We start from the raw sequence: 12649 nt of genomic DNA on the forward strand, positions 1-12649 counted from the left end.
GGGGACTGTATCGTTCTTAAGCAGATTTCACCCCTTTCAGGAAATCTTCAACGATTGAACGCAGGGATGTGGATTGGTCGTTTAATTGTGATGACGCATGCAGGACTTCTTTGGAGGCTGCGCCCGTATCGTTGGCGGCATCATTGACATGTAAAATGTTTTGATTGACCTCCTGCGTACCGAGGGAAGCTTGTTCGATATTGCGGGCAATCTCGGATGTTGCGGCATCCTGTTCTTCGACGGCGGCGGCAACAGCGGCGGCAATTTCATTCATTTCGGTGATGATATGGTTGATTTCTGAAATCGCTTCCACCGTATCGCGGCTGACCTTCTGGATGGCGCTGACATGGGCGGCGATTTCTTCGGTTGCCCGCCCGGTCTGGGTTGCAAGAGTTTTGACTTCGGAAGCCACAACCGCAAACCCTTTGCCTGCTTCGCCTGCGCGGGCGGCTTCAATGGTTGCGTTCAGGGCCAGCATATTGGTTTGATCGGCAATATCACCAATCAATTGGGAGGCTTCTGAAATCCGGCTTGCCGTTTCTGACAAGGTGCGAACGGTACCCTGACTTTCCGTCACCTTACGGGCCGCCTGTTGTGCGATTTGCGACGATTGCGCGACCTGTTGACCGACTTCGTGAATGGAGGCAGTAAGTTCTTCAGAAGCCGCTGCAACGGTTTCCACATTGGTTGCCGTTTGTTGAGAGGCACTGGCAACAGCGGAGGCTTGTGTACTGGTTTGCGTGGCAGTTGCGCTCATGCCGTTGGCGGTCATATCCAGTTGCTGTGCGGCAGAGGCCACTTGTTGAAGGGCGATATTGACACCCATGTCAAATTCGCTGGCGAGTTTTTGAATGGTGCGCGCACGTTGACGTTGGGCTTCTTCTTCCTCACGTTGGCGGGTGGCCAGTTGTGCGTTTTCAATCATTTGTGCGCGGAAATATTCGACGCTATGGGCCATTTCCCCGACTTCATCACGCCGTCCCTGCAGTGGCGTTACCTCTTCTGTATGGCCTTCTGCCAGACGTTTCATGGCGATGGACAGTTGATCCACGCTGGTGCTGATATCTTTTGCAACGACAAAAGCCCCCAATGCAATCACAAGGGTTGCAGCCAGAAAGATAAGGGCCTCTTTGGTGGCTTCTGCCCAGAAAGTTGCCTGAACCTCATCTAGATAAACACCTGTTCCAATTACCCACCCCCAAGGTTCAAACAGTTTGATATAGGAGATTTTATCCACAGGGTCATTAAAGCCGGGTTTGGGCCAACGATATTCGACGCTGCCTTCCTTTGAGGATTTCGCAAGCTTCACAATATCCTGAAACAGCATTTTTCCATCAGGGTCTTTAAAGCCACTTACATCCTGTCCGTTTAATTTGGGATTGGTTGGATGCACGACCATGATATGCTGTAAATCGTTGACCCAGATATAGTCTTCTTCCCCATAACGAATGGCGTTGATGGCATGGGTTGCTTCATTTTTTGCTGTTTCAAGCGAGATTTCGTTGGTGACAACGCGTTTTTGTAATCCATCAAGCAAGGTGTAGGTTGCTTCGACCATATTTTTGGCTTGTCGTTCACGTTCTGCAAGTAGATTATCGTCGAGGGCCTTAAGGCCAAAGACTGTGATTAAGATCAAGCCGGATAATGAAATTGCCATTATCACACCCAGCTTGCGGCCTAAGCGAATATTTCCAAGTTTCATAGCTTGGCACCTCTGCAACTGATTGAATTTAGGGGGTATATTATTTTTTCTTTTTTCAGTCTGAGATTGTAGGCGGCAAAGGTTAATTTTTCAATTGCGGAAAACAAGTAAAAATAATAAAAAGCATAATTAATTGAATTTTTAGGATAGGTTTGAATAGCCAATAAACGCGGTTGGTTTATTGGCGTAAAATCCAGCTATCCGGGATACCGCGTGATTTGGCTTGATCGCGCGCGGCTTCGGCTTCGAGTTGACTCATGGGACCTGCCAGCACGCGCTGGTATGTTGATCCGTTGACGTTAATGGCTTTCATAAAGGCGCTATCCATTCCCGCCAGTGCAATTCGGTCCTGTGCATAAGCGGGCTCGGAAAAACTGCCTAAAACCACATAATATCCCATCGCATCATTGGCAGCCGGTCCCAGTTCAATCGGTCCTGTCGGCCCCGTTTCCGGGGCCAGTTCCGGGCTGTAAGGGGCACCGTGTGCGGCTTCAAAGGCAGCCATATCATTATAGCCTGAGGTGTCGTTTGCCAATTGCATGGGGGCCATATCGTCGTATGAGGCTTGCAATAGGTCCGGTGTAGATGGGGGGCTCAGGGTATCCTGTGGGGCGGGAATGGCTTCCCCATCCAGCAATTTTTGCAAGAGGTGTGTGTCATCGGCGACAGCAGGCTGCAATTTACCTTCCACAACCAGTTGCGCAATGGAGGTTTGGTTTAACTGTCCGGTCGCCAATAATAACTGATAATTTGCCAAACGGTATGTGTAGTCTGACGAGGTAACGGCAATGCGGACATTCAGTAATTCCAGTGCTGTATCCAAGACTGTAATAATGGTTTCTTTACCGCTTGCCATCATGTCATAACGCGCCTGAAAGGCTTCATGTGCGATAGCCTCTGCATCCTGAAGGGTGCGAAAGCGTTGGCGCTGGGTTTCAATGGTGGAAAAGGCATTGCGGACCTGTTCCTCAATTTCCATATGTTTGCTGCGCAAATCCATCATCGCGGCATTATGGCGCAGGGCGGCCGCTTGAGTTTGGGATTTCACCCGACCGCCATCAAAGAGGTTCCAGTTCAGTTTCAGAAGCAAGGTTGCCTCGTTTTCAGAACCATCCACGCCGTCGACGTTATATTTTGCATCGCCTGCGGCCTCAAGGTCTACGCGGGGATAAAGCGCAGATTCAACCGACCCCACCCGCGCAGAAGAGGCTTCGGCCAACAAAGCGGCACTTTGCAGAACCGGATTGTGTTTGCGGGCAAGGCGAATGGCTTCTTCAAGGTTTTCCGGTACCACTTCGGATGGGGTCAAAGGATCCATCATTTTTTCTGCGGGTGGGACACGTTGAAACAGATGGTAATATCGGTTTTGGCCTTGGCGTTGCGCACCCTGATAGGCAGCGAGGGCTTCATGTGCCTGTGCAAGACGGGCGCGCGCCTGTAACAAATCGGCTTGTGACATACGCCCGACATTGGACTCAGACTCAATGAACGTTTTGATCTGTTCAACCAGCTTGACGTTGGTTTGTGAAATTTCAACCAGTTTGTTTTGCAGGACCAAATTCAGGTACGCCTGTATCCCCTGAAATAAGATGCGCTGGCGGGTATTGTCCAAATCGGCTGCGCTGCTTTTATGGGTGATTTCGGCGGATTGCTGTTCAAAGGCACTATATTGCCCGTCAAATAAATTATAGGTTGCTGTGACATTGGCACGGGTGCGTAAATCGTTATTGCCCGGCTGGTCGGTATGTTGATATCCGGCATCGCCACTGACAGCCAGGACAGGGGCGGACAGGGCATAGGCCGCTTTGATATCTTCACGTGCTGCATCGGTGAGCGAGGCTTTGGACTGAATGGCAGGGTAGTTTTCCAGTAGATATTGCAGCTCACTCGCCAACGGGTTTGCCTGTAGTTCGGTACTGAACCCGATTGCGCTTAACATAACCAGTGCACTGGTGGTATTGCGCCAAAACTTTTTAAGACCCGGTCCCATATTTTGCCCTTATGGATGATTCAGATTCCCACTTGAACCCAAATTAAACGACAAGGTTTAAAATACCCTTAACATCAACGCTCGCGAAATGCCTCATCTTTCAACCGTAACAAAGGACGCAAAAAGAAATCCAGCACACTGCGTTTACCGGTTACAATATCAACCTGTGTTTCCATCCCGGTTGTAATGGGCAGGTATAATTTTTGACCATCGCCCAAGTGCGTGCGTTCGGTTGCAATAATCACACGATAAAAAGGAAGGCCGTTTTCGGTTTTATCCGTATCCGGGGCAATCTGGATGACTTGGCCGGGCAAAGCCCCATAGCGCACAAAATCATAGGCGGATACTTTTATATTTGCAGGCAGGCCGACCTGGACATATCCCCGGTCTGTCGGGCTGAGGCGGGCTTCGATCACAAGGCTGTCGCGCAAGGGAACCAGTTCCATGATGGGTTCACCGGGGCGCACAACCGCACCTGTGTTGGTGTATTTCAGGTTCTTGACGGTCCCATCGATAGGGGCGCGAATGACGGTGCGTTTTTCCTGTTCTGTCGCTTCGCCAAGGACTTTTTCAATCAGGGAAATTTCGCGCGAAACTTTGCCGAGTTCTTCGGAGGCTTTGCGTCTATATTTCAGACGGGTTTCGCTTAGGCGGGCGCGCGCTTCTTCGATGTCGGCACGGGCGGCGGGGATTTCAGCATCAATGGTGCGGATCTCGCCCAGCAGGCTTTCAACTTGGGAACTCAGGCTCAGATATTCCGCGCGCATGCCCATGCCTTTGTTCATGGCATCTTCGGTCAGACTTTGACTTTCCCGTGTGATCGCCAGCTTATTGGTGGCGGCGGCCCGTTTGGTGCGAAAGGATTCAATCGCCAGTTCTTTTTGTTTGATTTGTTTGCGAATAACGCTGATCTGACCGGAAAGTTCAGATCGCTTGGCCTCAAAAGTAGTTTGTTCACGCCGCACGATTTGCGGGCGTTGCTCCGCGATTTCGGCCGGAAAGGATATGGTGTTTTTATCCGCACTTTCCGCCATGAGGCGGGCTTCCAGCAGGCGTAAACCTTCCAGTTCTGTCAGCAGTTCCTGCCGGTTCAGTTTACCCACTCCAAGAGTAAGCACCATGAGGGGGTCGTCTTTTTTAACGGCACTGCCTTCACGAATGTTCAATTCCTTGATAATACCGCCTTCCAGATGTTGTACGGTCTTGACCTTGCTTTGCGGGACAACCTTGCCCGGTGCAATGGCAACTTCGTCGATCATGGTGGTGTTCATCCAGTATCCAAGGCCAACCAGCAAGATCAGGATGAAGCGGGACGGATACAACCAAGGTGATTTTTTACGTTTGGTGACGATATCGTTGAGGCGGCTCATGGTCGTGCTCCTCTCAGGCGGGAGAGAACATCGCGCGCCTTGCCGCCGGCGCGAATTTGCCCACGTTCCAGAACCATGATGCTGTCGGCGGCTTCCAGCAATGTCATGCTATGGGTTACCATAATAACGGTGCGTGATTTAGACAGTTTTTTCAAAAGGCGTGCGAGTGCCATTTCCGCATGGCTATCCAGATTATTTGACGGTTCATCCAGCAACAGAACAACCGGATCATTGACCAATGTCCGTGCCAGTGCAAGGCGTTGACGCAAACCGCCGGACAGGTTTTCCCCATGTTCGCCAACCTGTGTGGAATAACCGTTTTTCATAGCCATGATTTCATCGTGCAGGCCGATGGTTTTTGTGGCTTTCGCGATGGTTTCGTCACTGGGGACGGTTATTCCCATTGATAGGTTGTCTTTGATCGTACCGCTGAGCAGGCGGGTATCTTGTGGCAGATAGCCAAACCAGTTGAGCTTTTCGGCTTCGCTGAACTGGATCATATCGCCCTCATCCAGCAAAATGCGCCCGGCCTGTGGAGTGTATAAGCCGCGCATCAGTTTTAATAACGTGCTTTTCCCGCTGCCGTTCGGGCCGACAATTGCGTGTAATCCACTGGCACCAAGGCTGGCCGTGACCCCTTTCAGAACCGGGGCATTTTCCTGATCGCCAAAACTGTAGGAAACGCCTTCCAGTATGATTTTTCCTTGCGGACGGGGCAGGTCTAATGTGGCGTTTTGACTATCTTCAGGGTAATCCAGTACTTTTTTAACACGGTGAAAAGATTGCCGCGCCGCGCTTAGGGCTTTCCATTGCAAGACAAGCTGGTTAAGCGGTTGCAAGATGCGTGAAACCAGCATATTGGCGGCAATCAAGGCCCCGACAGTCAGTTCTTGATTGATAATGGCAATGGCCCCAAACCCGGTTAAGGTCACGGTAGAAGACAGCAGTAATGTTTTGGCCAGATTATGATAACGATCAGCCCGTGCGGCCTTTTGGATGGAGCTGTCAATGGTACGGGCCTGCCGCTCTTCCCAGATGGTCCCCAGGTAAGACCCAAGCCCGAGAGCCTTGACCGTGGTGCGATTGGCAATCATTTCCGAGACGAGGGCATCCCGGCGCATGGTTGCGCTGCGTTCTTCAGTCGTGGAACTGCGTGCAGATAGGCTGGAAACAAACGCCAGCAAAATGAACAGAGGCACGATGATTAACAACGCCCATGCCAATGGTTTTGCCAAGGCAACAATTAAGACAATCCCGATCACGCTGAAAGGTAAATCAGCCAGCAAAATGGCGGCAATACCGGACAGGGCCGTTCGTATATTATCGACATCGTGAAAAAGCGATTGCCAGAAGGCACTGGGGCGATGTTCCAGAATACGCAAAGGAATACGGGTGAATTTTTCAAACAGGCGTTTGGCAAGGGTGGCATCAATACGCATGGCCGCATGTTGCAGCAGGCCGGAACGGGCTTGGCGTAAGACAAAATCAAAAATGATGACCCCGGCCATCCCGATGACGAGGCCTTGCAGGGTGGAAAGGCCCGCTTGGGCAATCACACGGTCATAGACCTGTAAGACAAAAACGGGAATGGCAAAGGCCAATATATTGATGACGAGGGTTGCGGCGAAAATCTCGCCTAACAAGGGGAAAAGGGGGGCGAAGATACTGCGAAACAGCCCTTTTTCACCATCTTGTTCCATGTGCTTTTATCCTTGATGTTCACCTGTTGCAACCTGCAATAACTGACAGAAAAGAATTTAAAATCGGTTAATCAAGATCGGCGGCATGCCAATAAGGTGATGTTTGGAAACCTTCACGTAACCGATAATTGATGGGCGGAGGAGAACAGGATATACTTGCAGTCTATTGTTTGTAAAAAATCCGATTGCGCTACCGAGATGGGATAGGCCATGCCTGAAGAGATATTATTTGACCTGAATGCATTTGGGGAAAAAGGCGTACAGTTGGCACAGCTCGCCGGGGCCAGTGAGCCCGCCGGGCAAGTCGAAACCCTGAACGGCAGCCTGAGTGTGCGTCGCATGGACGGGGAAACTGTGACCTTGTCGGAAGGCGATCATGTTTTTATGGGGGACACACTGGAAGTTTCCGATGAAGGCAGTGTTGGTCTTATTTTTGTCGATGATACAACCATCGCGTTGGGGGGCGGTGCGCAACTGGTTGTTGACGAAATGGTCTATGATCCGGCCGGGGAAAGCGGTTCAATGGCCCTGAGTATTGCCGATGGGGTTTTCTCGTTTGTCAGTGGTCAAATCGCCAAAACACAAGATGAGGCGATGGTTTTAAACACACCGGTGGCGACCATTGGTATTCGCGGGACCAAGGGGGCCGGTGTGGCAGCACCGGAAGGGCAGGAAAACCAAATCACTCTGATGCCCGAGGCCGATGGTCAAATCGGCGAAATCGTGGTGCGCAATGAAGCGGGTGTTCAGGTTTTGAACCAACCCGGTCAGTCCATTGCGATGACCAGTGGGTTTGCCCCGCCACCGCCACCGATTGTGTTGAATATGGCACAGATTGAACGAATGTACGGTACGGCCTTGTCCGTTATGCCGCCCCCGCCGCATAGAGGGCGTGAAGAAAAAGGCGACAAAGACGCTGGCGAGGATGTCGATGGCGAAGAGATCAAAGCAGATGGAGACGCCTCACAAGATGGCGGCGAAGACCCCGGTGAGCAAGAGGACAGAAATGGCGAAGACCTTGCCCCACAGGACGACAAGGTCGATATTTTTTCCAATATGGATGAACCGATTGTTGGTGAAGAAGGTGACTTTGACCTGATCGGTGGTGAAGAGGGGGATATATTTAGACCTGCGGATCATACCGGTGATATTGGTGTTGAACCGACAGATCCTTTCAATTTACTGAAGCAGACCCTTGATCCGGTTGTGCCGCAAACAACGACAGACACAACCAATCCTAAAACAACGACCACACCCACAAATACATCGCCCCCGAATGAGGTTTCCGGCACCAGTGCGCCAGAACAGGTTGTCGGCACGGATAGTGCGGATTCAATCTTGGCCGGGGATGGTAACGACTGGATCATTGGGGAACAAGGGAACGATACCATTTTGGGGGAAGGCGGCGACGATATCATTTATGGCGATGGGCCGATCATCGGGCGGGTTTCCACAAATGATCAAGGTCAGGAAACAGCCAGCGGTGGTGATATGGATATCGGCAATTACCGGATTACCAGCCAGAATGAAGACCAGATTGCCTATACGACGATTGAAGCACTGGATGCAAACGACACCAATGGATATGGCGATGTCTATCTACGTGATTTGAATAAAGTGGGTGATGCCGGTGGTTCGTACACATTGGTGTCCAAAAAAGTAGACGGGACGACCTCAACCACAGGCGGGTCATATAATGCACAAATGTCCGGGGACGGGCGCTATGTGTTTTTTACCAGCAACGCAACTGATTTGGCGGTTTCCTCCAGTGATACCAACGCACAGATTTATCGTTACGAGATCGCGACCGAAACATTGGTGAAAGTGTCGGTTGATGAGGATGGTGTAACGGAAGCAAGCAGTTGGGTGGATCAATATTCTGTGTCCGATGACGGCAATCTGGTTGCCTTTTCAACGGCGGCGACAAACCTTGACCCCAATGATGCAACAGGCGGTATTGATGTTTATTTAAAGAATTTGACAACAGGAGCCTTGACCCTTGTCAGTAAAGAAACAAGCAACAGTGCAGATGGCACCCTTGATTCTTTTCAGCCGGCGATTACCGGGGATGGGCAATATGTGATTTATTCCAGCTGGGCGGATGAACTGGTCGCCAGTGACGGGAATGGCAATCAGGATATCTTTATTTATAAAATTTCAGATGGCACCACAACGCGGGCCTCTCTCAACACAGGCGGCGGCGAGGCCACAGGCGGGAATTCCTATGAACCGGGAGTGTCTTCTGACGGGCGTTTTATTGTTTTTCAAAGCGATGCGACAAATCTGGACGGGGGCGCGGATAGCGGCGCGTTCAGCGATGTATTTTTACGCGACACATTGAGCGACACAACGGTGAAAGTGACCGAAAAAGCCGGCGGGGGTGAATCCGATAATGGCAGTTATTCCCCATCGGTATCCGATGACGGGCGCTATGTTGTCTTTCATTCCAATGCAACGGACCTGCTAGGCTTTAGTGACCCGGACGGGATAAATGGTGATATCTTTATTAAGGACATGCTGACAGGGGATGTTCGTTCAGTTAGTAAAGCATTGGGGAGTGATCCAACGGGGTTTGATACCCATAATGCGCATATTTCCGGGGATGGAAAAATGATTATGTTTATCTCTGGTGACAGTGGATTGCTGAACACCAAGACGACTTCAGTACATGATGTCTTTATTGCCTCCAATCCTTTTTTAACAGATAGCAACGGCGGGGCGGATTTGATTGACGGCGGAGCCGGGAACGATACCATTTGGGGCGGCGCGGGGGCCGACACCCTGACAGGCGGGGCTGGCAACGATATTTTCTATTTCCGTTTTGGGGACGGGAATGATGTCATTACTGATTTCACCAGCGGAGAGGATAAAATCGCCTTGGACACCGCAACATTTCAGATTGCACCGGGGACCATGACGTTTGAACAAATCACGGGCACCTATGACGGGACAAATGCGGCCAGCGGTGCCAATGTGGTGGTTGATGACACAGGTAATCTGTATGTTGACACCAATGGCACCGCCAGTGGCGGCTATTCTGTTGTTGCCAATATCGGTGCCGGGACAGCCATCAACGCCAGCGATATTGACGAGGCAAATTAGTTTAAAGTTTGGACCATTGGGTCAGGACGCGTGCCATTGCCCCGGTCAGTTTATCCAGTTCATCATCACTGATGGTAAAGGCGGGTGTCATATAGATGATGTCACGAAACGGGCGTAACCAGACGCCTTCTTCGATGAAGCGTTCTTTCAACCAATTGCTATCCTTGATATCCCAGACTTGAACAACTCCGATTGCGCCGAGAATGCGAATGTCGCGCACCCCTTTGATGGATTGCATGGGGGTAAGGGCATTGCGTAGTTTGCGATTGATCTGTTGAACCTGTTCCAGACGGGGTTCCTTGTCGAACAGGTCGAGACTTGCGTTGGCGGCGGCACAGGCCAGCGGGTTGGCCATATAAGTTGGACCATGTTGCAAGGCATCATCAAAACTGTCACTGAGGAAAGCCTCGAAAATATGATCGCGGGCAACGGCACAGGCCAGTGGCAACATACCGGCGCTTAAGGCTTTGGACAGGCAAATGATATCGGGCACAATATCGGCCTGATCAATGGCAAACATGGTGCCGGTGCGTCCGAACCCGGTGAAAATTTCATCAACAATAAACAGGATATCGTGTTTTCGTGCCGTATCGCACATGCTTTTTAAGACATCCGGGCTGAACATTTTCATGCCGCCTGCGCCCTGAACCAATGGTTCGGTAATGACAGCGGCAATCTCGCCTTTGTGCTTGGCAAGAAAGGTATCAAATTCTTTAAGCTGATTTTGGCTGCGCGGTACATCGACGACAAATTGGTCAAACAGAACATCATTAAAGACGTGATGCATGCCTTCTTCCGGGTCGGCAATGGACATGCAACCCAATGTGTCCCCGTGATAGCCGTCTTTGAAAGAGACGAACTTGGAACGTCCCTTTTGCCCTTTATTAATCCAGTATTGAATGGACATTTTCATGGCGACTTCAACCGAAACAGAACCGGAGTCGACATAAAAGACACGGTTTAAATCACCGGGTAGCATATCGGACAGACGTTTTGCCAGTTTCAAGGCCGGTTCGTGGTTGAGGCCGCCAAACATCACATGGGGCATGACATCAACCTGATCCTTGATCGCTTGTGATACATGGGGATGGTTATACCCATGACAAGCCGTCCACCACGAGGCGATACCGTCCACCAGTTCACGCCCGTCTGCAAGGGTAATGGTGCAGCCTTGTGTGGATTTTGCCGCCAAGGGGGGCAAGGCCGTTTTCATTTGACTGTATGGAAGCCAAATGTGGGGAAAGCCGTCTGTGAACCATTTGGGCTGTGTCATATTAATGCGCGTCCTGTTTTCGAAGGAATGTGAAAAAGCCTATGGTGTTGGTAACGTAAAAAAGCGGTGCGATGCAAGGTCTGTCTTTGATAGAATAAACCCCGCGCAGACAGGCGGGGTTTTGATTTGCAAAAGATATTTACGATCCATTTGTTATAGATGGTGATCCTGATCCAGTGCGTTGGGATATTCGCTGGCAAAGGATTTTTGTGCATCGCTTAAGGCGGAGGTCAGGGCCGTCAGAATTTCGTCACTGGAAACATTCCGTCCGGCAAGGGATAGATCAGAGATGACTTTTTCGATTAAGTTACCATCACCGGCTTCTTCCAAATCAAGTTGTGCGGCTTCAATGGCATAGTTTTGAGCTTCTTCCCCTTGCAGGCCAAGTTTTTCTGCAACCCATGTTCCGAAAAGATGGTCGCGTCGTGCGCGGATTTTAAAATTTTGTTCTTCATCCAGTTTATACTGGGCTTCAAACGCCTGTTCGCGTTCCCGGATTGTGCGTGCAATGTCACTCATTGATGGTCCCCATTTCATATTGTGATTATAGTCTTATAAAAAATATATGCATTTTGCTGGTCAACACAAGGGACTATGCGATAATGAAAGACAAATTTAACGAAAAGATTGAATGACATGTGTACAGTTGTCCTGTTACGCCGCCCCGACCATGACTGGCCCCTTTTATTAGGGGCAAACCGGGATGAAATGAAAGATCGCCCGTGGTCGCCACCGGATCGTCATTGGCCGGAATATCCCCACGTCATTGCGGGGTGTGATGAACTGGCGGGCGGCACCTGGATGGGCATCAATGACGATGGTGTTGTGGCCTGTGTCTTGAACCGGGTGGGGACGCTGGGCGCACACCCTGATTTTCGATCCCGGGGGGAATTGCCGTTAGAAGCTCTGGATCATGCCGAAGCCGATTTAGCGGCAGAATCATTGGAAGATTTAAACCCTGAAGCCTACCGTCCGTTCAATATGATTATTGCCGACCATGAAAGCGCGTGGTGGATTAAAAGTGATGGTTTGCAAATCCAGACGGATGAAATCCCGGATGGTCTGTCGATGTTGTCGGCACATGATTTAAACGATACCAAACATTCAGACCGTTTGAAACTGCATCTGCCGCGTTTTCGAAGCGCCCCGGCCCCAGAACCGGAAAACGATGACTGGATGGCATGGCAAGCGCTGTTAGGCAGCCGTAAAAGTTTGGAAAATCCGCGCAGCGCCATGCAAATTGAAACGGATTTCGGTTTTCAAACCGTTTCGTCTTCCTTGCTGGCCTTGCCAAAACCGTGGCAAAAAGATCGTAAACCCATTTGGAAGTTTTGCGGCGGCAAGCCATCGGAGGTGGAGTTTACGATCGTCGATTTGGAAAAATAGGGATTTAATCTAGAGCAGCTCCCATAGCTTTTGAATCGTAAGGGATTCCCTTTCTGGATGATTTGTGATTCAATTCAAGGGCTGGATAAGGAGGCCAGCCCTTATGGCAAAAACTCTATCAAACGA

General features: G+C 50.5%; 8 protein-coding genes. 2 read left to right on the forward strand and 6 right to left on the reverse strand.

All coding sequences use genetic code 11. From position 1 onward, the window contains the following. Window positions 1-16: 16 nt before the first annotated feature. The 4 genes from IEW74_RS13980 to IEW74_RS13995 form a co-directional block, all read right to left on the reverse strand. Window positions 17-1702, reverse strand: a complete 1686-nt coding sequence (locus IEW74_RS13980; protein WP_188666289.1) for a methyl-accepting chemotaxis protein — start codon at window positions 1700-1702, stop codon at window positions 17-19. Window positions 1703-1880: 178 nt separating this feature from the next. Then, the gene (locus IEW74_RS13985) at window positions 1881-3692 is read right to left on the reverse strand and encodes a TolC family outer membrane protein (protein WP_188666291.1); all 1812 of its coding nucleotides are present in this window, start codon (window positions 3690-3692) and stop codon (window positions 1881-1883) included. A gap of 74 nt (window positions 3693-3766) precedes the next feature. Continuing rightward, complete coding sequence (locus IEW74_RS13990) at window positions 3767-5062, reverse strand: HlyD family type I secretion periplasmic adaptor subunit (RefSeq protein WP_188666293.1); 1296 nt, start codon at window positions 5060-5062, stop codon at window positions 3767-3769. Next, the gene (locus IEW74_RS13995; RefSeq protein ID WP_188666294.1) at window positions 5059-6762 is read right to left on the reverse strand and encodes a peptidase domain-containing ABC transporter; all 1704 of its coding nucleotides are present in this window, start codon (window positions 6760-6762) and stop codon (window positions 5059-5061) included. Before IEW74_RS13995 ends, IEW74_RS13990 begins: the two co-directional genes overlap by 4 nt. Before the next feature lie 210 nt (window positions 6763-6972). Between IEW74_RS13995 and IEW74_RS17515 the strand changes: the two genes are divergently transcribed. Then, window positions 6973-9864, forward strand: a complete 2892-nt coding sequence (locus IEW74_RS17515; protein WP_188666295.1) for a PD40 domain-containing protein — start codon at window positions 6973-6975, stop codon at window positions 9862-9864. A gap of 1 nt (window position 9865) precedes the next feature. Here IEW74_RS17515 and IEW74_RS14005 read toward each other — a convergent pair whose 3' ends face one another. Next, a complete protein-coding gene (locus IEW74_RS14005) occupies window positions 9866-11137 on the reverse strand; it encodes an adenosylmethionine--8-amino-7-oxononanoate transaminase (RefSeq protein WP_188666296.1) in 1272 nt (423 codons plus the stop codon). Window positions 11138-11290: 153 nt separating this feature from the next. Next, window positions 11291-11656 carry a DUF1476 domain-containing protein gene (locus IEW74_RS14010; protein ID WP_188666297.1) on the reverse strand — a complete coding sequence of 122 codons (366 nt, stop codon included), beginning with the start codon at window positions 11654-11656 and terminating at the stop codon, window positions 11291-11293. A 117-nt stretch (window positions 11657-11773) separates the two neighbouring features. On the opposite strand from IEW74_RS14010, the gene IEW74_RS14015 reads away from it, so the two are divergent. Next, a complete protein-coding gene (locus IEW74_RS14015; RefSeq protein WP_188666298.1) occupies window positions 11774-12523 on the forward strand; it encodes an NRDE family protein in 750 nt (249 codons plus the stop codon). Window positions 12524-12649: the final 126 nt, after the last annotated feature.

The organism is Terasakiella brassicae (genome assembly GCF_014641495.1).
GTDB classification, from domain to species: Bacteria; Pseudomonadota; Alphaproteobacteria; order Rhodospirillales; family Terasakiellaceae; genus Terasakiella; species Terasakiella brassicae.